This window comes from uncultured Pseudomonas sp. (assembly GCF_913777995.1).
Taxonomy (GTDB): Bacteria; Pseudomonadota; Gammaproteobacteria; order Pseudomonadales; family Pseudomonadaceae; genus Aquipseudomonas.
Genome location: NZ_CAJYVE010000001.1, coordinates 17,290 through 39,720, shown reverse-complemented (window position 1 = coordinate 39,720; position 22,431 = coordinate 17,290). Strand labels below are relative to the sequence as shown.

Annotated in this window: 19 protein-coding genes; 7 read left to right on the top strand and 12 right to left on the bottom strand. The window is 64.7% G+C overall.

Features of this window, described 5'->3' with window-relative positions:
• Positions 1-79: 79 nt before the first annotated feature.
• The 7 genes from hflX to QZ497_RS00135 all read right to left on the bottom strand — a co-directional run bounded on the left by hflX (position 80) and on the right by QZ497_RS00135 (position 8,080).
• Positions 80-1,381, bottom strand: coding sequence for a ribosome rescue GTPase HflX (hflX, locus tag QZ497_RS00165; RefSeq protein ID WP_295469859.1), 1,302 nt, complete (start codon positions 1,379-1,381; stop codon positions 80-82).
• A 12-nt stretch (positions 1,382-1,393) separates the two neighbouring features.
• Complete coding sequence (gene hfq / locus QZ497_RS00160) at positions 1,394-1,651, bottom strand: RNA chaperone Hfq (protein ID WP_295469856.1); 258 nt, start codon at positions 1,649-1,651, stop codon at positions 1,394-1,396.
• Positions 1,652-1,744: 93 nt separating this feature from the next.
• Positions 1,745-2,716 carry a tRNA (adenosine(37)-N6)-dimethylallyltransferase MiaA gene (miaA, locus tag QZ497_RS00155; protein ID WP_295469853.1) on the bottom strand — a complete coding sequence of 324 codons (972 nt, stop codon included), beginning with the start codon at positions 2,714-2,716 and terminating at the stop codon, positions 1,745-1,747.
• Positions 2,717-4,681: a DNA mismatch repair endonuclease MutL gene (gene mutL / locus QZ497_RS00150; RefSeq protein WP_295469851.1), complete on the bottom strand. Its 1,965-nt coding sequence runs from the start codon at positions 4,679-4,681 to the stop codon at positions 2,717-2,719.
• Positions 4,678-6,099, bottom strand: coding sequence for an N-acetylmuramoyl-L-alanine amidase (locus QZ497_RS00145; RefSeq protein ID WP_295469890.1), 1,422 nt, complete (start codon positions 6,097-6,099; stop codon positions 4,678-4,680). Before QZ497_RS00145 ends, mutL begins: the two co-directional genes overlap by 4 nt.
• Before the next feature lie 26 nt (positions 6,100-6,125).
• Positions 6,126-6,596, bottom strand: a complete 471-nt coding sequence (gene tsaE, locus QZ497_RS00140) for a tRNA (adenosine(37)-N6)-threonylcarbamoyltransferase complex ATPase subunit type 1 TsaE (RefSeq protein WP_295469848.1) — start codon at positions 6,594-6,596, stop codon at positions 6,126-6,128.
• Positions 6,584-8,080, bottom strand: coding sequence for an NAD(P)H-hydrate dehydratase (locus tag QZ497_RS00135; protein WP_295469846.1), 1,497 nt, complete (start codon positions 8,078-8,080; stop codon positions 6,584-6,586). The genes tsaE and QZ497_RS00135 overlap by 13 nt, the downstream gene beginning before the upstream one ends.
• A 64-nt stretch (positions 8,081-8,144) precedes the next feature.
• On the opposite strand from QZ497_RS00135, the gene queG reads away from it, so the two are divergent.
• Positions 8,145-9,236, top strand: a complete 1,092-nt coding sequence (gene queG, locus QZ497_RS00130; RefSeq protein ID WP_295469844.1) for a tRNA epoxyqueuosine(34) reductase QueG — start codon at positions 8,145-8,147, stop codon at positions 9,234-9,236.
• Between the two features lie 33 nt (positions 9,237-9,269).
• Here queG and QZ497_RS00125 read toward each other — a convergent pair whose 3' ends face one another.
• The gene (locus QZ497_RS00125; RefSeq protein WP_295469841.1) at positions 9,270-9,881 is read right to left on the bottom strand and encodes a trimeric intracellular cation channel family protein; all 612 of its coding nucleotides are present in this window, start codon (positions 9,879-9,881) and stop codon (positions 9,270-9,272) included.
• Between the two features lie 97 nt (positions 9,882-9,978).
• Positions 9,979-10,512 carry an oligoribonuclease gene (orn, locus tag QZ497_RS00120; protein WP_295469838.1) on the bottom strand — a complete coding sequence of 178 codons (534 nt, stop codon included), beginning with the start codon at positions 10,510-10,512 and terminating at the stop codon, positions 9,979-9,981.
• A gap of 86 nt (positions 10,513-10,598) precedes the next feature.
• On the opposite strand from orn, the gene rsgA reads away from it, so the two are divergent.
• Complete coding sequence (gene rsgA / locus QZ497_RS00115; protein WP_295469835.1) at positions 10,599-11,630, top strand: small ribosomal subunit biogenesis GTPase RsgA; 1,032 nt, start codon at positions 10,599-10,601, stop codon at positions 11,628-11,630.
• A 57-nt stretch (positions 11,631-11,687) separates the two neighbouring features.
• On the opposite strand, the gene motB is transcribed toward rsgA, so the two are convergent.
• On the bottom strand, positions 11,688-12,719 hold the full coding sequence (gene motB / locus QZ497_RS00110) for a flagellar motor protein MotB (RefSeq protein WP_295469832.1): 1,032 nt from the start codon (positions 12,717-12,719) through the stop codon (positions 11,688-11,690).
• A 3-nt stretch (positions 12,720-12,722) separates the two neighbouring features.
• Positions 12,723-13,574, bottom strand: a complete 852-nt coding sequence (gene motA / locus QZ497_RS00105) for a flagellar motor stator protein MotA (RefSeq protein ID WP_295469830.1) — start codon at positions 13,572-13,574, stop codon at positions 12,723-12,725.
• 354 nt (positions 13,575-13,928) lie between these two features.
• On the opposite strand from motA, the gene QZ497_RS00100 reads away from it, so the two are divergent.
• The 4 genes from QZ497_RS00100 (at position 13,929) to QZ497_RS00085 (ending at position 19,390) form a co-directional block, all read left to right on the top strand.
• A complete protein-coding gene (locus tag QZ497_RS00100; RefSeq protein ID WP_295469828.1) occupies positions 13,929-15,485 on the top strand; it encodes an HDOD domain-containing protein in 1,557 nt (518 codons plus the stop codon).
• Between the two features lie 88 nt (positions 15,486-15,573).
• Positions 15,574-16,389, top strand: coding sequence for a rhodanese-like domain-containing protein (locus tag QZ497_RS00095; RefSeq protein ID WP_295469826.1), 816 nt, complete (start codon positions 15,574-15,576; stop codon positions 16,387-16,389).
• 124 nt (positions 16,390-16,513) lie between these two features.
• A complete protein-coding gene (gene asd, locus QZ497_RS00090) occupies positions 16,514-17,371 on the top strand; it encodes an archaetidylserine decarboxylase (protein WP_295469823.1) in 858 nt (285 codons plus the stop codon).
• 240 nt (positions 17,372-17,611) lie between these two features.
• A complete protein-coding gene (locus QZ497_RS00085) occupies positions 17,612-19,390 on the top strand; it encodes a molecular chaperone (protein WP_295469820.1) in 1,779 nt (592 codons plus the stop codon).
• A gap of 72 nt (positions 19,391-19,462) precedes the next feature.
• Here the strand turns inward: QZ497_RS00085 and serB are convergent, their stop codons facing one another.
• Positions 19,463-20,677 carry a phosphoserine phosphatase SerB gene (gene serB, locus QZ497_RS00080; RefSeq protein ID WP_295469818.1) on the bottom strand — a complete coding sequence of 405 codons (1,215 nt, stop codon included), beginning with the start codon at positions 20,675-20,677 and terminating at the stop codon, positions 19,463-19,465.
• Positions 20,678-20,811: 134 nt separating this feature from the next.
• Between serB and QZ497_RS00075 the strand changes: the two genes are divergently transcribed.
• On the top strand, positions 20,812-22,329 hold the full coding sequence (locus QZ497_RS00075; RefSeq protein ID WP_295469815.1) for a histidine kinase: 1,518 nt from the start codon (positions 20,812-20,814) through the stop codon (positions 22,327-22,329).
• The last annotated feature ends 102 nt before the right edge of the window (positions 22,330-22,431 follow it).

The following is a 22,431-nucleotide window of genomic DNA, read 5'->3' as shown; positions in this document are numbered from 1 at the left end:
AAGCAAAGACGCGCCCTCGGCGCGCCGCCCCATGCTACAGAATGCACGGGAAAGCCGTGCAGTCGCTTTCCCGCGCTTTTTATTGCAAAGTGTGTTGCTCAATGAACTCCAGCGGCTGCAATCCCTCGCGACTCACCATACGATTGAGTTCGACACGTGGCAAACGAACAGCCAGCAGGCTGGCACCCTCTTCATCATGCGTTTCGGTCTGTACCGCACCCACCTCGAAAAAGCGTGCCCGCAGCCGGGCCAGACGCTGCGGCAGGCGCAGGGTGGCGACGAACAGATCCTCGCCCAGCAGTTCGGCCACGGCCTGCTTGAGCAGCTCGAGGCCACGCCCGTCGCGGGCCGACACCCAGACCCGCTCCGGCTTGCCGTCGGGCGTGCGCTGAATGTGCGGCTCCACCCCTTCGAGCAGATCGAGTTTGTTATACACCTCGAGTATCGGCAAGCCCTCGGCACCGATCTCGCCCAGCACCTCCATCACCTGCTCGATCTGGGCGTCACGCTCCGGCTCGTGAGAGTCGATCACGTGCAGCAGCAGATCGGAGTTGCTCGACTCCTCCAGCGTGGCGCGGAAAGCCTCGACCAGCTTGTGCGGCAGATGGCGAATGAAACCCACCGTATCGGCCAGCACGATCGGCCCCAGGTCGTCGAGCTGCAAGCGCCGCAGGGTCGGGTCGAGCGTGGCGAACAGCTGGTCCGCCGCATAGACCTCGGAATCGGTCACCGCATTGAACAGCGTGGATTTGCCAGCGTTGGTGTAGCCCACCAGCGAAACCGAAGGAATGTCGGCCCGCTTGCGCCCGCGCCGCGCCTGGTCGCGCTGGCTGCGCACCTTCTCCAGGCGCGCCTTGATCTGCCGCAGACGGATCCGCAACAGACGCCGGTCGGTTTCCAGCTGGGTTTCGCCAGGGCCGCGCAGGCCGATACCGCCCTTCTGACGCTCAAGGTGGGTCCAGCCGCGTACCAGGCGGGTGCTCATGTGCTCGAGCTGGGCCAGTTCGACCTGCAGCTTGCCTTCATGGGTTCGTGCGCGCTGGGCGAAGATGTCCAGGATCAGCCCGGTGCGATCGAGCACGCGGCACTCGAAGACACGTTCGAGGTTACGTTCCTGGCTGGGCGTGAGGGTGTGATTGAAAATGACCAGATCGACCTCTTCGGTCTTGATCTGATCACGAAGCTCTTCGACCTTGCCGCTGCCGATCAGGAACTTGGCAGAAGGCCGATGACGCGAGATGTTGACCAGCGCGACCGTGTCGGCACCTGCCGACAGGGCCAGCTCCTGAAACTCCTGCGGATCTTCGCGCGCCTCAGGGTCTTGACCTTCCAGATGAACAAGCAACGCCCGCTCACCACCACTGTGGCGCTCAAAGAACAAGGCAGGCTCCTATCAGGCGTTACCGGAGTCAGCGTCACCCGAGTCATCGGTAGCGCTTGGCAGGCGAATCGGGCGAACCGGAACGACGGTGGAAATAGCGTGTTTGTAGACCATCTGGCTGACAGTGTTCTTCAGCAGGATGACGAACTGATCGAAGGACTCGATCGTGCCTTGCAGCTTGATACCGTTGACCAGGTAGATCGAAACGCCGACCTTCTCCTTGCGCAAGGTATTCAAGTAAGGGTCTTGTAGCGAATGCCCTTTTGACATGTGCCGCACTCCTTTAAGGATCAATAAATAAAAAAATCGAATTCGATTGGCTCAGGCCGCCACCCCCCAAGGATGAACGGCAATTGCAGAGGCTCAGCTCAATATGGAGACCGATCCCAGGTATTTCAAGGCGCGTGGCAGATTGTCGCGAGCCAGGCTGTCAAGCCAATGCAGATTCTCCCAGCTGCGCAGCCAGGTGAACTGCCGTTTGGCCAGTTGGCGCGTGGCAATGATGCCCCTCTCCCGCATTTCTTCCAGTGTCAGCTTTCCATCCAGGTGATCCCAGACCTGGCGATAACCGACGGCTCTCATGGAGGGCAGATCCGCATGCAGATCCGTCCTGGAGCGCAATGCCAGTACTTCGTCCAGAAACCCCTGTTCCAGCATTTGCACAAAACGTAATGCAATGCGGTCATGCAGTACCTTGCGATCAGCCGGTGCTATCGCAAGATTGGCGACAGTATAGGGCAATTGCCCCTGTCCCGACGCTGATCCTTCGGCACTTCGCGCAATTTGTTGCTCCCGGTGTGCAGTCATGCTCATTCCACTGACTTCGAACACTTCCAGCGCACGAACCAGCCGCTGTGGGTCATTGGGATGAATGCGTGCCGCCGACACCGGGTCCACCTCGGCCAGCCGGTCATGCAATGCCTGCCAGCCGTGGGTCCGGGCCTGAGCTTCGAGACGGGCGCGGACCTGGGCATCGGCAGACGGCATGTCGGCCAGTCCATCCAATAGAGCCTTGAAATACAACATAGTGCCGCCGACCAGCAAAGGAATGTTGCCGCGCGCGCTGATCTCGGCCATCGCCTGCAGTGCATCGCGACGGAAATCGGCGGCCGAATAGCTCTGCGCCGGGTCGAGAATGTCGATCAGGCGGTGCGGAAACTGGGCCAGTTGCTCGCGCGAAGGCTTGGCGGTGCCGATGTCCATGCCACGATAGACCAGCGCCGAGTCGACGCTGATGAGTTCGCAGGGCAGCACGCGGGTCAGTTCGATGGCCAGGTCGGTCTTGCCGGCGGCGGTCGGCCCCATCAGGAAGATGGCAGGAGGTAAGGCGTTCATTCAGCGACCGCGCAGAAAGAGTTTGTCCAGGTCATCCAGGCCCATCTGGGTCCAGGTAGGCCGGCCATGGTTGCATTGACCGCTGCGCTCGGTGTTTTCCATGTCGCGCAGCAGGGCGTTCATTTCCGGGATCGCCAGGCGGCGGTTGGCACGCACCGCGCCGTGGCAGGCCATGGTGCCGAGCAGCTCGTTCATGTGCGCCTGCACCCGGTCGCTGGTGCCGAACTCCATCAGGTCACCGAGCACATCACTGACCAGGCGATTGGCCTCGGCCTGCTTGAGCAGCGCCGGGATCTGCCGGATCGCCAGGGTCTCGGGGCCCAGGCGCTGCAGCTCGAAGCCCAGCTGGCGGAACGTCTCGAAGTGCTCCTCGGCGCAGTCCGCCTCACGCTGGCTCACCGCCAGCGACTCGGGCACCAGCAGCGGCTGGCCGCTCAGCCCCTCATGGGCCATGGCCACCTTGAGCCGCTCGTACATGATCCGCTCATGGGCGGCATGCATGTCGACCAGCACCAGGCCATGGGCGTTTTCGGCGAGGATGTAGATACCCTTGAGCTGTGCCAGGGCATAGCCGAGCGGTGGAATGTCGTTGCTCGACTCCGGCAGCGCCGCTGGCTGGGTCGACGCTGTGGCGCCTGGCAACGGCGCATAGAAGTCGCGGTAGACACTCTGGGTCTCGGCGGTGGGCAGGCCGGACGCTGGGCGCGGCGTGAAACCGTAGGAGTAGCCGCCTGCACCGCCGGAAGAAGCCGTGCCCGTTGGGGCGATATAGCCAGGGCCTTGCGGGCGCTCCAGCACATGAGCGGCCAGGCTCATCTCGCCCTGCGGGCCGAACTCGCCAGCGGCGATCCCGCTGGGCCGCGGCGCCGGTGGCTGCATGTCGGCTTCCGGCAACTGGTCCTGCGGGCGTACGTCGCCCAGTGACCGATGCAGAGTGCCATAGAGGAAGTCGTGGACCATGCGGCCGTCACGGAAGCGCACTTCGTGCTTGGTCGGGTGCACGTTGACGTCCACCGCGGCCGGGTCGACTTCAAGGAACAGCACGAAGGTCGGGTGGCGACCGTTGAACAGCACGTCGCGGTAGGCCTGGCGCACCGCGTGGGCCACCAGTTTGTCGCGTACCGCACGGCCATTGACGAAGAAGTACTGCAGGTCGGCCTGGCTGCGCGAGAACGTCGGCAAACCGACCCAGCCCCACAGCCGCAGGCCGTTGCGCTCGATATCGATGGGCAGCGCCTGCTCCAGGAAGCCCGGCCCACAGATCGCGCCGACCCGGCGCGCCTTGGCGGTGTCATCCCGGGCTTCATGCAGGCTCAGCACGCTCTTGCCATTGTGACGCAGGTGAAAGGCCACGTCGAAACGCGCCAGAGCCATGCGCTTGATGACTTCGTGCAGGTGATCGAATTCGGTCTTCTCGGCCTTGAGGAACTTGCGCCGCGCCGGGGTATTGAAGAACAGGTCACGGACTTCGACGGTAGTGCCCACCGGATGTGCCGACGGCTGCACGCGCGAGTTCATGTCACGCCCCTCGGTCTCGACCTGCCAGGCCTGATCGGCATCACGGGTACGCGAGGTCAGGGTCAGGCGTGACACCGAGCTGATCGACGCCAGGGCCTCGCCGCGAAACCCCAGGCTCATCACGCTTTCCAGGTCTTCGAGTTCACGGATCTTGCTGGTCGCGTGGCGGGCCAGGGCCAGCGGCAGGTCGTCGGCAGCGATGCCGCGGCCATCGTCACGCACCTTGAGCAGCTTGACGCCGCCCTGCTCGACTTCCACGTCGATGCGCCGGGCTCCGGAGTCCAGGCTGTTTTCCAGCAGCTCCTTGGCCACCGAGGCCGGGCGCTCGACCACTTCGCCGGCGGCGATCTGGTTGGCCAGGCGCGGACTCAGCAGGTGGATACGTGAAGCGGCCGGGGCGTCGCCGGCTGCCCCGGCAGTTACGTCGTCGGCTAGCAGGTCAGTCATTCTTGGGTTGCCACCTCGGCACTGGGGATACGCAGGTCCTGGCCGACACGCAGTTCATCGGACTTCAGCGCGTTCGCGCTGCGCAGCGTCGCCACGCTCATGTCGTAACGGGCCGCGAGCATCGCCAGGGTTTCGCCGGAGCGTACCGTGTGCGTGCGTGGGCCCTGGGCCAGCTTGCCGTTGTCACGCAGCCAGGCGATGTAGGTGCCCTGCGGCGGGTTCTGCTGGAAGAACTGCTTGACCCCGGCCGTGATGGAGCGCGCCAGCGCCTGTTGGTGCGAGCTGGTGGTCAGTTTGTTGGCTTCGTTGGCATTGGAGATGAACCCCGTCTCGACCAGGATCGAAGGGATGTCCGGCGACTTCAGCACCATGAAGCCGGCCTGCTCGACCCGCGACTTGTGCAGCGGGGTGACACGGCCGATGTTGCTCAGCACCTTCTGCCCGACGTTCAGGCTCGACGACAGCGACGCGGTCATCGACAGGTCGAGCAGTACGCCGGCCAGCATGCGATCCTTGTCGTCGAGGCTCACCGCCCCGGCACCACCGATCAGGTCGGAACGGTTCTCGCTGTCGGCCAGCCAGCGTGCGGTCTCGGAGGTCGCGCCACGGTCGGAGAGCGCGAACACCGAAGCCCCGAAGGCGGCGGTAGACGGCGCGGCGTCGGCGTGGATGGACACGAACAGGTCGGCGCCCTTGGCGCGGGCGATCTCGGTGCGCTTGCGCAGCGGGATGAAGTAGTCGCCGGTACGGGTCAGCTCGGCCCGGTAGCCGCGTTCGGCGTTGATCTGCCGCTGCAGCTCCTTGGCGATGGACAGCACTACGTTCTTCTCCTGCTGCCCACGCCCGCCCGAGGCGCCAGGGTCCTCGCCACCGTGCCCGGCATCGACCACGACCACGATGTCACGCTTGCCGCTCGGCACGGGCGTGAGCTTCACGTCGGGCTTGGACGGGCTGATCGGCACCGACGGCGCCGTGGCCACCGAGGTTTCCGGCAGGCTGGGCGGCGGGTTGGCATCGGCCGGGTTATCGAACAGGTCGACCACCAGGCGGTTGCCGTACTGCTGGTTGGGCGCCAGGGTAAAGCTCTTGGGGGTGACGGCCTTCTTCAGGTCGACCACCACGCGCAGATCGGTGGGCGTGCGCTGCGCCGAACGAACGCTGGTGATCGGCGTGTTGGCCGTGGCGACATTCAACGGGCCGGCCAGGGTCGCGCCATTGATGTCGATGACCAGGCGATCGGGCGAAGTCAGGGTGAACACACTGTGCTGAACCGGACCGCTCAGGTCGAACACCAGGCGCGTGTTGTCAGGCGCGCGCCAGAGGCGGACGCTGCGCACCTGGGTCGTCGCCGCCCACACATCGACAGCCATGGCCATCAACAGCAAACCAAGCACCGCCAGCGGCGCGCGCATGCGCATATTCATCCCCATCTATGATTGAGTATCTACTTGGATTCCAGGGCGAGAGCGGCACACCAGCTTTCGCCACGCGAGCCTTGCGGCTTCAGGGTCACGGCACGGCCGCGATCATGGTGCGTAATGGTAATGGTCAGGTCGGGCTTTGGCAAAAAGCCTGCGCCGCGATCAGGCCACTCGATCAGGCACAGCGCCTGGCCGTCGAAATAATCGCGAATACCCATGTATTCCAGCTCTTCCGGGTCGACCAGACGATACAGGTCGAAATGGAAAGCCCGTCGTTCACCGATCTCGTAGGGTTCCACCAGCGTGAAGGTCGGGCTCTTGACCGCACCTTCATGGCCCAGGCCGCGAATCAACCCGCGGGACAAGGTGGTCTTGCCCGCGCCCAGGTCGCCTTCGAGAAAGATCACGCCTTGCGCCGCGCAGAGCTGCGCCAGGCGTGCGCCCAAGGCGACCATCGCCTCTTCGCCGTCTACTTGCAGGGTTATTTCAGACAAGGTTGCAGCTCCTCCAACAGGCGGCGTATTTCATCGATCAAATCGCTGGCCAGCAAGCCCCGGCCCTGCTGGCCTGCCAGTTCGCCGGCACGGGCGTGCAGCCACACACCCAGGCAGGCCGCTTCGAAGGGTTCCAGGTGCTGGGCCAGCAGGGCGCCGATCACCCCGGCCAGCACATCGCCCAGACCGGCACTGGCCATGGCCGGGTGCCCACGGTCGCACAGCGCCAGGCGCCCATCGGGCGCGGCGATCAGGCTACCGCTGCCCTTGAGCACACAGGTCACGCCGTAGCGCTCGGCCAGCTGGCGCGCGGCCGCCGGACGATCCTGCTGGACCTTCCGGGTGTCGACACCCAGCAGGCGCGCAGCCTCGCCGGGGTGCGGGGTAATGACCGCTCCCTTGGGCACCTGCACTTCACCGGCGGCAAGAAGGTTGAGCGCATCGGCGTCCCACACCTGCCGCTTGTCGGCGCAGGCCAGCGCCGAAAGAAGGCTGCGCCCCCAACTGCCCTGCCCCAGCCCGGGACCGGCAACCAGCACGCTGGCCGCCTCGACCAGCCCCATCAACTGGTTGGCAGAACTGACCCCAGCGCTCATGACCTCAGGCATGCGCACCAGCGCAGCCGCCACGTGTTCAGGGCGGGTCGCCAGGGTCAGCATGCCGGCACCGCTGCGCAGGGCACTTTGCGCACTGAGCAGGGCGGCACCGCCAAAGCCATGGTCGCCACCGACCACCAGCACCCGCCCATACTGCCCCTTGTGGGCAGTCCGCGGACGCGGTGCGAGGGTGGGCAGGTTGAAGGTGTCGAGACGCGTGGCAGCCGATGGAGCCTGGGCCACCAGCGACGGCTCGGCCTGCAGGTCGTCGAACACCAGCTGGCCGACATGATCGGGCGCTTCGGCAGTGAACAGCCCCAGCTTCAGGCCGATGAAGGTCACCGTGAGGTCGGCGCGTACCGCAGCACCCAGGACCCGGCCTGTGTCGGCACACAGCCCGGAAGGAATGTCCACAGCAACCACAGGGCGCCCGGCCGCATTGATGGTTTCGATGGCCGAACGATAGGGTTCGCGCACCTCGCCATTGAGTCCGGTACCCAGCAACGCATCGAGCACCACGCCCTCCAGGCCCTGCGGACACCCATCGTGAATCTCGACGCCGGCGCTCACGGCCTGCGCATGTGCGGCGGCGGCATCGTCGCGCAGGGCTGTCGGGTCGCCGACGGCATGCACACGCACACGCCAGCCGGCGCGCAGCGCAAGTGCGGCAATCAGGTAACCGTCTCCGGCGTTGTTGCCATGCCCGACCAGTACGCTCAGCACCCCGGCATCCGGCCAGCGCCGCCGCAGCGCGCGCCAGGTGGCGTGGGCGGCGCGCTGCATCAGCTCGGCGCCCGGCGTGCCGGCGGCGATCAACCGCGCATCCAGGTCGCGGACCTGCGCGGCAGCGTACAGTACGTCGGGCAAAGGGGTCTGAGGGTCTGACATGCGTCTATGGGCTCCGATATCTGGCAGAATTATACGCATCTTGGTCCCGGTTTCTCCCTCTCGCATGTCCTCTAGCACCGCACACCTGACCGACGACCAGCTCGTCGAACTCGCCTTGTCGATCAAGACCTGGGGCCGCGAACTGGGCTTCCAGCAGGTCGGTATCAGTGGCCTGGACCTCAAGGAGCATGAAGCGCACCTGCAACGCTGGCTGGAAGCGGGCTACCACGGCGAGATGGACTATATGGCCGCGCACGGCAGCAAACGTTCCCACCCAGAGCAACTGGTGCCCGGCACCCTGCGCGTGGTATCGCTGCGCATGGACTACCTGCCCGGCGACAGCGAGATGAACCAGCGCCTGGCCGAACCGGAAAAAGCCTACGTCTCGCGCTATGCCCTGGGCCGCGATTACCACAAGCTGGTGCGCAAACGCCTGCAGCAGCTGGCCGAGCGCATCCAGCAGGTCATCGGACCGTTCGGCTTCCGGGCCTTCGTCGACAGCGCCCCGGTACTGGAAAAGGCCATCGCCGAACAGGCCGGGCTGGGCTGGATCGGCAAGAACACCCTGGTGCTCAACCGTCAGGCCGGCAGTTTCTTCTTTCTCGGCGAACTGTTCGTCGACCTGCCGCTGCCGGTCGACCCGCCCCATGCCAGCGAACATTGCGGGCGCTGCACGGCCTGCCTGGACATCTGCCCCACTGCCGCCTTCGCCGGCCCCTACGTGCTGGATGCACGGCGCTGCATCTCCTACCTCACCATCGAGCTGAAGACCGCCATCCCCGAGGATCTGCGACCCTTGATCGGCAATCGGGTATTCGGCTGCGACGACTGCCAGATCGTCTGCCCGTGGAACCGCTTCGCCAAACCCACCGCGCAGGCGGATTTCCAGCCGCGCCACAACCTGGACAACGCCGGGCTGGCCGAGCTGTTCATGTGGGATGAAGAGCGCTTTCTCAGCAGCACCGAAGGCTCGCCCCTGCGCCGCGCCGGCTACGAGCGCTGGCTACGCAACCTGGCCGTGGGGCTGGGCAACGCCCCGTCGACCATCCCGGTGCTGCAGGCCCTGGAAGCACGCCGCGAGCATCCTTCGGAACTGGTTCGCGAACATGTCGAATGGGCCATCAGGCAGCACGCCCAGAGGGCCCAAGCCTCCTGAAGGCTCCTCGCCTCGCAGGGTCCAGGGCTGCGGTCAGTGGTCGTCCTTGTAGACGAACTTGGGCATTTCCCACTTGAAGCGAATCGCCAGCAGACGCATCAGCAGCCCACCGAACAGGGTGATGAGGATCGCCTGATCCTGGGCAACGCTCAGGTGCAGGCACAACAGGAAGCACCAGGCGGCCAGGAACGACACGCTGGCGTACAGCTCGCGACGGAAGATCAGCGGGATGTCGTTGCAGAAGATGTCGCGCAGGATGCCGCCGAAGACCCCGGTAATCACGCCGCACACCGAAGCGACCAGCATGCCGTGGCCGGCCTCCAGGGCGGTCATGCAGCCAATCAGGGTAAAGGCCACCAGCCCGAGGGCATCGAGCACCAGGAACAGCGAACGCAAGTGGCGCATCAGCGGCGCGATGAAGATGGTCACCAGCGCCGCAACGCTGGTCAGCACCAGGTATTCAGGGTGCTTGACCCAGGTCAGGGGGTAGTGCCCGAGCAGCACGTCGCGCACCGAGCCACCGCCCAGGGCGGTCACGCAGGCGATCAGTACCACGCCGAACCAGTCCATGCCGCGTCGGCCCGCAGACAGCGCACCGGTCATGGCTTCGGCGGTGATCGCCATCAAATACAGCATCAACAACATGGCGCGCTCCCCAGCGACAAAGGCGCGCAGTCTATCCAGCCGGCCGGCGCACTGAAAGGGTGCAGGCAAAAGTATTCAGCGCGCCGGCCCGGTGCTGTCACTTGATGAAGTGCTGGCGGTAGAAACGCAGCTCGGCGATGGATTCACGGATGTCGTCCAGCGCCAGGTGGGTGCTGCCCTTCTTGAACTTCAGTTCCGGCGCCCAGCGTGCCGCCAGCTCCTTGAGCGTGGAGACGTCCAGGTTGCGGTAGTGGAAGTAGTTCTCCAGGGTCGGCATGTGCCGGTACAGGAAACGGCGGTCCTGGCAGATGCTGTTGCCGCAGATCGGCGAGCTGCGCTCCGGCACCCACTGGCGGATGAACGCCAGGGTCATGGCCTCGGCCTGCGCCATGTCGATGGTGCTCTCGCGCACCCGCTGGGTCAGCCCGGAACCGCCATGCTGACGGGTGTTCCATTCGTCCATGCCGGCGAGGATCTCGTCGCTCTGGTGCACGGCGATCACCGGCCCCTCGGCCAGGGTGTTGAGTTCGCTGTCGGTGATGATGGTGGCCATCTCGATGATGACGTCATTGTCTGGATCCAGGCCGGTCATTTCCAGGTCGATCCAGATCAGGTTGCTCTTGCTTTGCATATATCGGCTCCTCAGCACAGGCGCGCAGTTTAGCCCAGCCCCGGCATGCTAGTATCGCGCGTTCGAGCTTATTCACCGGGAATCCCATGGCCAAACGCCAACTCAATCGCCGCCAGAACTGGCGCATCGAAAAGATCCAGGGCGAGCGTGCCGCGCGCGCCGCCAAACGCGAATCCCAGGCCCTGGAGATTCTCGAAGGCGGCGACCTGGGCCCGGAAGAGTTCGGCCTGGTGATCGCTCACTTCGGCGTACAGGTCGAGGTCGAAGCCCAGGACGGCGAGCACCGCGGCCAGACCTACCGCTGCTACCTGCGGGCCAACCTGCCAGCGCTGGTCACCGGCGACAAGGTGGTATGGCGGGCCGGCAACCAGGGCACCGGCGTCATCGTCGCCCAACTGCCACGCAGCACCGAGCTGTGCCGCCCGGACTCACGCGGGCTGCTCAAGCCGGTGGCGGCCAACGTCGACCTGATCGTCATTGTCTTCGCGCCCATGCCCGAACCGCATGCCAACCTCATCGACCGCTACCTGGTGGCGGCCGAGCATGCCGGCATTCACCCCCTGCTGCTGCTCAACAAGGCCGACCTGATCGACGAACGCAACGGTCCGGGCCTTGAAGATCTGCTCTCGGTTTATCGCGGCCTGGGTTACCCGGTGCTGGAGGTCTCGGCCCACCAGGGCGATGGCATGCAGCAGTTGCAACAGCGCCTGGATGGCCAGGTCAGCGTATTCGTCGGCCAGTCCGGGGTCGGCAAGTCGTCGCTGGTCAACAGCCTGCTGCCCGAGGTGGGCACCCGCGTAGGGCCGCTGTCGGAGTTTTCCGGGCAAGGCACGCACACCACCACCACCGCGCGGCTGTTCCACTTCCCCGGCGGGGGCGACCTGATCGACTCACCGGGCATCCGCGAATTCGGCCTGGTTCACGTCAGCCGCGACGACGTCGAGGCCGGCTTCATCGAGTTCAGGGACCTGCTCGGCACCTGCCGCTTCCGCGACTGCAAGCACGATCGCGAGCCGGGCTGTGCGCTGCTCAAGGCCCTTGAAGAGGGCCGCATCCACCCACAGCGCATGCACAGCTACCGCTCGATCCTGGCCAGCCTGCCGCAAGACGAATACTGAAAATGCAAAGGCCGCACCGGTGAAGGGTGCGGCCTTTGTCATGCGGCGACCGGGCGATTACTGAGCGGAACCCGGCGGCTTGAGCGGACCCTGATCGAAGATATTGACTCGCTCGCGCAACTCGCGGGGCTGCACCACGTTCGATTGCGCGGCGCCCGGCTGCGCTGCCGCCGGGGCTGCGGGAGCCGCCGCACCGGGCGCCGCAGGCGTGGCGGGAGCGGGTTTGGCAGGCTCTGCGCTGCCCTGGCCACCTTCGATGCGCTGCTGAGCCTTCTTGGTCAGCACGACGATATCGATGCGACGGTTGATCGGGTTCAGCGGGTGGTCGCGGTCGAACAGCGCCGAAGACGCGAAACCCACCACCCGAGCCACCTGCCCTTCCGGGTAAGTGCCGGCGATCAACGCACGGCGCGCGGCGTTGGCACGGTTGGCCGACAGCTCCCAGTTACCGAACTCGCCATTACCCACGTAAGGCTTGGCATCGGTATGGCCGCTGACACTGATCTTGTTCGGCACCTGCTTGATGGTGTCGGCCAAGGTCAGCAGGATATCCTCGAAGTACGGCTTCAAGCGTGCGCTGCCCGAGTCGAACATCGGCCGGTTGTCGGCGTCGACGATCTGGATCCGCAGGCCGTCCGGGGTGATCTCCAGCAGAATCTGGTCCTTGAACTTCTGCAGCTCAGGACTTTGCTCGATCTTGGTCTGCAGCTCCTGCAGCAGCATTTCCAGACGTTCCTGCTCCACCTGCTCGGCCTTGGCCTCGGCGGTGTCGGATTCGATCGGCACGGTGTCCGGGCTGGGGGTGCTTTTTACCTCGGGGTTGAGGGTCTGGTTCGGCGACATCTCCGGCGAGCCGCCAAGGTCGATCACATAAGGCGAGCCACTGTCGCTGAAGCCGACCGGGTCCTTGAAGTAACCGGCAATGGCCACCAGTTGCTCGGGCGTCGCGGACGACAGCAGCCAGAGCACCAGGAAGAACGCCATCATCGCCGTGGCGAAGTCGGCGAAGGCGATCTTCCAGGCGCCACCGTGGTGTCCGCCGCCGAAGCGCTTTACGCGCTTGACGATAATCGGCTGGTTATTTTCCATGGCTTAGCGACCGCGTACTGCTTGCTCCAGCTCGCTGAAGCTGGGTCGGTGAGCGGGGTACAGAACCTTGCGGCCGAACTCGACGGCCAGCGAAGGCGGCATGCCGGAAGCCGAGGCCACCAGGGCAGCCTTGATCGACTCGTAGACGTTCATCTCTTCCTTGGCGTCGTGGGCCAGACACTGCGCCAGAGGACCGAAGAAACCGTAGGCCGCGATGATACCGAAGAAGGTACCCACCAGTGCCGCCGCCACGTGCTGACCGATCGCGGCCTTGTCGCCGTCCCCGAGCATGGCCATGGTGATCACGATACCCAGTACCGCCGCGACGATACCGAAGCCGGGCATACCGTCGGCGATGCCGGTCACGGCATGGGAAGGATGCTCCAGCTCTTCCTTCATGCTCAGCAGTTCCATGTCGAACAGGCCTTCGAGCTCGTGGGGCGCCATGTTGCCGGACGACATGATGCGCAGGTAGTCGCAGATGTACGCGGTCATGCGGTCGTCCTTGAGCACACCGGGGTACTTGGCGAAGATCGGGCTGGAGGCGGGCTCTTCGATATCCCCTTCGATGGCCATCATGCCTTCGCGACGGCTCTTGTTGAGAATTTCATAGACCAGGCCCAGCACCTCGAGGTAATAGGCGTGCGTGAAGCGCGAACTGAACATCTTCAGCGACTTCTTGAACACGTGCATGGTCATATAGCCAGGGTTGGCCTGAATGAAGGCCCCCAGGGCGGCACCGCCGATGATGACGATTTCGAACGGCTGAAACAGGGCCGCCAGGTGACCGTGGGACAGCACGTATCCGCCGAGAACGCTCGCGAAAACGACAATGATGCCGATGATTTTAGCCATAGGTAAAAAATACTTGTTGAGTCGGGTTCAGGGACAGGTGCGGCGGATCAGGGCGCTGCTGTTCTTCTTATCGGCCTCGGTGAGCCAGACTATAGGCCTGATCGGATGAAAAACCTGTTTCGCTTTCGAAACGGGGTGTAACAATACACTACGCACTGAGCTCTTAGGTTTTATACGAAAAGTCGGCGAGCGAAGGTCAGGCAAGGCAAAAACAGGCGAGGAAGCGGAGTTTACTGGAGTAAATGAGCATTCCGAGCTGTTTTTAACGCAGCATGGCCGAGCGCAGGCACTTTTCGTACAAAACCTGATACGTACAAACCAGGGCTGCACGCGCTCAATACAAAGGTCTTCCGTATGCCTTCTGCAAGCCACACGACGTTACCTAGACCCCGGACACTGGACGCCTGGGTCAAGCAGCTGGATGACCTGGCGCTGCCGGTGCCGCAGATCAACCACACCCATGTGCGCGCCGCACTCAACGACAGCCGCCGCTCGCTGCGCGACATCGCCGACATGATGCACGAGAGCCCGGCCCTGGTGCTGAGCGTGCTGCGCGAAGCCAACCAGCACACCCACGGCATCACCGAGCCGGCGGAAAGCCTTGAGGTCGCGCTCAACCGCCTGGGTCTGAGCAAGACCGAGATGCTGCTCAACCGCCTGCCAGCCAAGCCGCTGCAAGAGATTCCCCAGGCCTACCGGCAACTGATCCTGATCAGCCAGCACGCCACGCAACAGGCCAACGGCCTGTTCGCCAGTCGCCTGGCGCGCCTCTGGCAGGACATCCACCTGGGCAGCCTGTTGTTTCTGGCCCCTCTGTGGCCGATGGCCCTGGCCCATCCCAAGCTTCTCGAGGAGTGGGAGCTACGCGTGATCCATCAGGGCGAGTCGAGTCGCACCGTCGAACAGGAACTGTTCGGCGTCAAGCTGCTCGACCTGTGCCTGGCCCTGGCGCACGCCTGGCGCCTGCCGATGTGGGTGACCCGCGGCTACACGGTGCTGATCGAAGAACGCCGCGAATGGGTCAAGGCCCTGCGCATTGCCCGGGAGAACCACGACCCGCTGCAACAGCAGCGTGACCTTGACGCTAACCCGGACCTGCAACGCTGGTTCAACCAGCCGGCCAATACGGTGCTGATGGGCAATGGCCTTGCCCTGGCGGCGCAACAGGCCTGGAACAGCCCGCACTGCCTGCGCTGGCAGCTGCTCAGCAGCCTGTACCTGCAGCAGTCACTGGACGATGTGCAGCAGCAGGCCCACCAGAATGCCGCCAGCAGCGCGCGCCAGCATGCCGCCCCCAGCCTGTGGCATCCGGCCGAAGCCTTGTTGTGGCCCTGGTCGTTCCGGCGCATCCCCAGCGGGCATGAACCGGCCGCAGCACCGTCGACCGAAGACCTGCAACGCTGGCGCACACTGTGCGCCGAGCTGCTGGTCGAGCCGAGCCCCTTCAATAACGCCATGGGCCTGCTCAGCACCGCACGGGACGCGATGGTCGCCGTGGGCATGCAACGCCTGATGCTGCTGATGCCCGACAAGAACACCGGCACCCTGCGGGTGCATCAGATGGCCGGGCTAGGCAAGGAAAACGCCGCGCTGCAATTTCCGATCAGCCAGAGCAAGGTACTGGAAAGGCTGCTGGCGCAACCCACCCAGTTGCGCCTGACGCCCGCCAACCATGCGCAGTTTTCCGCCTTGTTGCCGCCGATCCTCAAGACCCTGTTCAAGGGCCACCACAGCCTGATCCGCTCCCTGAGCTGCAACGGCAAGGTGTTGATCCTGGCGATCGCCGACCAGGGCGGCAACCCCATGTCGGAAGTGACCGTGCAGGCGTTCGGCAAGACCGTGCAGTGCATCGAGCGGGCGCTGGCCAACTTCACCCGCCAGAAGAGCGCCGGCAAGCCCGCCGGCGAATGAGCGGCGCGCAGCGTCCTGTCGCTGCGCAGCAGTTTTCCCGACGGGGCTGGGCTACAATCTTCGCCTTTCGTTCATGAGGAAGGCTGAAATGTCCGTGTTCACCGACTTGCCGCTGGTCATCGAACCCAGCGACCTGCACGCACGTCTCGATGCCCCGGAATTGATCCTGGTGGACCTGACCAACCCCGCACGCTTCGAGGCCGGTCATATTCCCGGCGCACACTTCATCGAACCCAAGCGCACCCAGCTGGGCCAGCCTCCGGCACCGGGCCTGGCCCCGGCGCTCACCGATCTTGAACGCCTGTTCGGCGAACTCGGCCACCGCAGCGACGCGGTATACGTGGTCTATGACGACGAAGGCGGCGGCTGGGCCGGACGCTTCATCTGGCTGCTGGATGTCATCGGCCACAGCCGCTACCACTACCTCAATGGCGGGCTGCTGGCCTGGGAGGCCGCCGGCCTGCCGCTGTCCCGGGAAACTCCCGCAGCGCACAGCACCCCCGTGAGCCTGACCCTGCACGACGAACCCACCGCCACCCGTGAATACCTGCAAAGCCGCCTGGGCGCCGACGACCTGGCGGTGTGGGATGCCCGTGGCGCGGACGAATACCACGGGCAGAAGGTTTTGGCGGCCAAGGGCGGGCACATTCCCGGCGCCATCCATTTCGAATGGACCGACGGCATGGACAAGGCGCAGCAGCTGCGCATCCGCCAGGACCTGGGCGAATGCCTGAAGGCGCGGGGCATCACCCCGGACAAGGAAATCATCACCCACTGCCAGACCCATCGCCGCTCGGGCTTCACCTACCTGGCCGCCAAGGCCCTGGGGTATCCGCGGGTCAAGGCCTACGCCGGCTCCTGGAGCGAATGGGGCAACCACCCCGACACCCCGGTCGAATCCTGATACCGCCCCATCGACGGGACTGAAAGGCTCATCGGTGCGCGCTTTCATATAGACTGCGCGCCAGCCCACGTTTTCGCTTCAGCCGGCCCTCGGCCGGTTTTCCGTACAAAGCCTAGGAAGATCCATGAAAGAGCGTCTGTTTATCCTGAGTCAGTACCTGCTGCCCCATCACCTGCTGTCACGGCTGGCCGGCTGCGTCGCCGAGTGCCGGGTGCGCTGGTTCAAGAACGCCTTCACCGCCTGGTTCGCGCGTCGCTACCAGGTCGACATGTCGCAGGCCCAGGTCGAGGACCTGACCGCCTACGAGCACTTCAACGCCTTCTTCACCCGCGCCCTCAAGCCTGATGCCCGTCCTCTGGACGACACGCCCGGCGCGATCCTGTGCCCGGCCGACGGCGCGATCAGCCAGCTCGGCCCGATCGAGCAGGGCCGCATCTTCCAGGCCAAGGGCCACAGCTTCAGCGTGCTGGAGCTGCTGGGCGGCGACCCACAGCTGTCGGCGCCGTTCATGGGCGGTCAGTTCGCCACCGTCTACCTGTCACCCAAGGATTACCACCGCGTGCACATGCCGCTGGGCGGCACGCTGCGGGAAATGGTCTACGTGCCAGGACGAATCTTCTCGGTCAACCAGACTACGGCGGAAAACGTTCCGGAGCTGTTCGCCCGCAACGAGCGGGTGGTCTGCCTGTTCGACACCGAGCGCGGCCCGATGGCCCTGGTGCTGGTCGGCGCGATGATCGTCGCCTCGGTCGAGACGGTGTGGGCCGGCCTGGTCACGCCACCGAAGCGCCAGCTCAAGACCTTCCGCTACGATGAAGCCGCCCGTGCGCCCATCGAGCTGGAAAAAGGCGCCGAAATGGGCCGTTTCAAACTGGGTTCCACCGCCATCGTGCTGTTCGGCCCCGACCAGGTTCGCTGGGCCGAAGGTCTGACCGCCGGGTCCGCCGTGCGCATGGGCCAGGCCCTGGGGCACAAGGCGTAAGGCTGATTTGCGCAGGGGCCGGAACCATTTCCGGCCCACGGCCTCTTAAACTCCCAGGATCATGGCGTTGTGCCAGATCAGCTGCGACCCTTGGCCAATGCTGGTACAGTCGGTACATCGGTGCTGTAGGACACAGCGCGTCTGACTATCGCCTCCTTGGCCCCTCGCAGGTCAGGGACACAAACGGCGTCAGTCAACTGCCACCGTTCGGGCCATCAAGACGTGGAGTTTGCCTGTCACATGAGTAACTTGAGCTTTCCGCTGTTGTTGCGCGTTCCCGCGCCAACACTGTCGAGCCTGACATTCTGTGAAGCCAACGCCCGCGACCTGAAACGCTGGATCTCGACCCTGCCCAAAGCAAACCTTGGCGAAATGGCCAAGCAGCTGTATCAGGGCCTGAGCGAAATCAACCAGCTGCTGGTGCCCAGTGAAATCCGCCTGCAGATGCTCGAAGCGCTGCGCCCGGAAGTGTATTTCGTCTGCAAGCATCTGGAGCGCCACTTCCTCAACCAGGCCATCGTGCTCGATGAGCGTCCGCGCAAGGTCGCCAATCTCTGCCAGGCCCTGCAGAACCACCTGGCCACCGGCTACAAGCTGATCATCAACAGCATTGCCCCCCGCCTGACCCGCGAGCATGCGCCGCTGCTTACCACTGCCCTGCAACGTGCCGCGCACGCGCTCAACGGGCCGCTGATCCGTGCCAGCCAGCTGTATTGCCCCGTACAGGAAGGCTTGTGGCTGGAGCTGCATCAGATCTACCAGATCGGCCGCCAGTGCCAGGTGCATCAGGTGCCGATTGCAGAGCCACAGGCCATCCATGTGCGCAACCTGTCCCTGGAACAGACCTACCTCATTGCGTTGATGGTCGGCTGCGCGCGCTGCAACCAGATGCGCCAGCTCAACATCGGCAAGCTGGGCGAAGTACTGGAGTCCTGGAGCGCCATGGTGCGCCTGCAGGATGCCAATGCACAGGACAGCCTGTTCGCCGTCGACCCCGGCGTCGACAAACCACCGCTGTACCGCAACCTGTTCGGCGAGCAACTGCTGCCGCGCCTGCAAGGTATCAACAGCCTGCCGCTGGCCAACGCCATCCAGCAGTACCTGGACCTGCCCATCGAGAAACGTGCCGAGTCGCGCCTCTACGTGCCCGCCGGAGTCAGCGCCGACTTGCTGCAGCACCTGGCGGCTGCCTGGGGGGATGTCGCCGAGCGCACGTTCCAGCGCATGGCCGGCCAGGGCAGCCTGAGGGTGTGCATTGGCATGAGCGCGGTGCATTACTACCTGGCGGGCCGGCGCTCGTTCAGCGAACTGCTGCAACTGCCCGCCGTGATCAAGGCAGCCGACTTCACGCTCAAGATCGCCAGCGAAAATGCCGACGACCCCTGGTCGCAGGCGTTCGATACCCATAAAGGCGGCACATCCTCGACCCTGCTGCCGTTCGAGGAAATCGAGTATCCACAGGTCGATGGTGAAACCGACGCCAGCAATGCCCAGCAGAACTTTCCCACCTACGAGCTGAATATCGTCAACCACAGCCCGGGCGGCTATTGCCTGGCCTGGCCACGGGAAGTGCCATCGCAATTGCAGGCCGGCGAACTGCTCGGCATCCAGGATGAAAGCGGGCAAAGCTGGAGCATCGCAATCGTGCGCTGGGTGCGCCAGGTGCGCAGTGGCGGCACGCAGATGGGTATCGAGCTGATCGCGCCGTTCGCCCAGCCGTGCGGCATGCAGTTGCTGCGTGAAGAACAGAACAGCCAGTACCTGCGCAGCCTGATGCTGCCCGAGGTGCGTGCGATGACCAAACCGGCGATGGTTTTGGCCCCGCGCCTGCCGTTCAAGGAAGACAGCAAGGTGCTGCTCAACGTTAACGGCGAAGAGACGCGCGCCGCACTCAAGACCCGACATATCGCCAGTGCCAGCTACAACCAGTTCGAATATCAGGTCTTGGAGGCACCGAAATCCGCCGAGCCGGAGAAGAAACCCGGCGAGGAATTCGAGTCGCTGTGGGAATCTCTGTAGCTTCAGCGCTTTGACGCATGACGCAGGTGGTGCGGCTTGAGCCGCCGCACCTTTACCGGCTTACGCCGCCATTCACTGCCGTGCTTCGCGGTCGCGCAGGCCCAGCAGATAGAGAACGCCGTCCAGACCCAAGGTGGAAATCGCCTGCTTGGCCGACTGCTTGACCAGCGGCTTGGCACGGAAAGCCACGCCCAGGCCGGCGATGGCCAGCATCGGCAGGTCGTTGGCGCCGTCGCCTACGGCGATGGTCTGCTCCAGACTCAAGCCTTCCTTCTGGGCCAGCTCACGCAGCAGGTCGGCCTTGCGCTGGGCATCGACGATCGGCTCGACCGCCACGCCGGTCACCCGGCCATCGACCACTTCCAGCTCGTTGGCGAACACGTAGTCGATCCCCAGCCTGGCCTGCAATTGGCGGGCGAAGTAGGTGAAGCCGCCCGACAGGATGGCGGTCTTGTAGCCCAGGCGTTTGAGCTCGGCGAACAGCGTCTCGGCACCTTCGGTCAGACGCAGGGAGGCGCCGATCTCGTCGAGCACACTGACGTCCAGCCCCTTGAGCAGCGCCAGGCGCTCCTTGAAGCTGGCGCGGAAATCCAGCTCGCCACGCATCGCACGTTCTGTAATCTGCGAAACCTTCTCGCCCACACCGGCGGCCTTGGCCAGTTCGTCGATGACTTCGGCCTCGATCAGCGTGGAGTCCATGTCGAACACCGCCAGGCGACGGTTACGACGGAACAGCGAATCCTGCTGGAAGGCGATGTCGACGCTCAGCTCCTGGGCCACGCTGAGAAACTCGGCCTGCATGGCCTTGGGGTCGGCCGGTTCACCGCGCACCGAGAATTCGATGCAGCCCTTGCCCTTGTCGGCCGGGGTGTCGAGTGGCATGCGCCCGGACAGGCGATCGATGCGGTCAATGTTCAGCCCATAGCGGGCGGTGATGGAACTGACGCACTGCAGCTGCTCGGCAGTGACCTTGCGGGTCAGCAGGGTCACGATATGCCGCGCCTTGCCCTGACCATCGACCCAGCGCTGGTAGTCTTCTTCGGAAACAGCGGTGAAGCGCACCTGCTGGTCGAGTTCATGAGCGGTGAACAACACGTCCTTGAGCACCGAAGAGGCGGCGCTGGTGTCCGGAATTTCGACCAGGATGCCGAACGACAGCGTGTCGTGGATCACTGCCTGACCGATGTCCAGAATGTTCACGCCACCTTGGGCAAGCACGCCCGTGATGGCGGCAGTAAGACCCGGACGATCACTCCCGGTAATGTTGATCAGGACGATTTCGCGCAAGGCGCACCCCCGCAGGTGGAAAAAAACCGCATTCTACCCACTTTCGCGGACCATCGGGCACCGCCAGCGCTTTGCCACGCCAGGGGCGCTCGCTATACTGCGCGGCAACTTCCTCACCGAAAGAGCCGTGCTCAGTGAACCGGCCCACGCCTGTAAAAACCGATAACTTCTTCCTGCTGATCTTCCGTGCCCTGCGCCATCGCCGTGTACCGATCGCCCTGCGTATCGCCAGCCACAACGTGATCCTCGTGGCCCTGGCGCTGGTGATCTATGCCGGAGTGATGGGCCTGCAGTTCAAGCAGGCCATGCACGAGCAGGCCGATGCCCTGGGCCAGGCACTGACCACCCAGACCGCCACCTCGGCGACCGAACTGCTGGTGTCCAACGACATCCTCAGCCTCAACGTGCTGCTCGGCAACCTGGTGAAGAACCCGCTGGTGGCGCACGCCGCGATCTACAGCGTCGACAACCGTATCCTCGCCGAGGCCGGCCAGCGACCGAAGAATGGCCTGCTGGGCGAGAGCCAGGGCCTGTACGAAATCAAGATCACCTTCCAGGACGTGATGGCCGGGCAGCTGCGCATCAGCCTGGACATGTCGCAGTTCCAGCAGCCGATGACCATCAGCCTGCAGAGCATGGGCATCCTCGCCGGTATCCTACTGGCCCTGGCGCTGGTCCTGAGCCTGCGCCTCGGGCGGCACATTTCCACCCCACTGCTGCAGCTGCGCCTGTGGCTGCGCGACATCGACCCGTACACACCCGCCACCGAGCGTCAGGATGAAGTCGGTGATCTGGCCCGCCAGCTGCGCGCCTCGTTCGCACCGCCCATGCCGGAGCCGGAACCCGAGCCGGAGCCGGAACCCGAACTGGCCGACGACGACCTGATCGAAGCCGACGACGCCTTCAGCGTTTCGGACAGGCACCCAGCCGAGCCTGCCAGGCCGCGCCTGCCGCCTGCACCGGCGCCACGCCGTCTGGTGGCCGAGGAAGACCTGGACGACGAGGAAGACCCGTTCGCCGACCTGCGCGATCACTCCAGCCCGTCGATCAAACCGGTGGCTGCCGTAGCGGCTTCCAGCGAGCCACAGCACAGCGCGATCCTCGCCGTGCAGCTGGGCGGCCAGGACCAGCTGCGGCGCCTGCCCAAGGCGCGCCTGACCGACCTGCTGCAACGCTATCGCGATTGCCTGGATCAGGCGGCGTCGCTGTATGACGGCGAGCTGCATACGCTCAACGACGGCAGCACCCTGATGCTGTTCCATAGCCAGGTCAGCGGCGACGACTACCTCACCAACGCCATCTGCTGCGGCGAGCTGCTGCGCGCCCTGAGCCACGCCCTGCAGATCGAGGTGGCCGACAGCGGCATCACCCTGCAACTGCAGCTGGGCCTGACCCTGGGCGAAGGCATGGCCGGCCTCAGCCAGATCGACTTGTTGCTGACCGAGAAAGCCCAGGACGCCCTGGCTCTGTCGCAACACAGCCGCAACCTGCTGCTGGTCGAGCGCTCGGTCAACGACGATGACCTGATCCGCCAGCGTGCCCGTATCCGTCCGATCGCCAGCCCGGAAGGCGCCTGCTGCGTCGAACGCCTCATGGAGCCCTACCCGTCCATGCTCGAACGCCAGCTGGCGCGCATGCACGACAAGGCCTGATATCGGTAGGGGCGGCTTTAGCCAGTTAGACCGGGTAGGAGCAGCTTCAGCCGCGAAGCGAGCGCATGCTCACAGCAGATGCAGTGAATTTTCTCGCGCTTT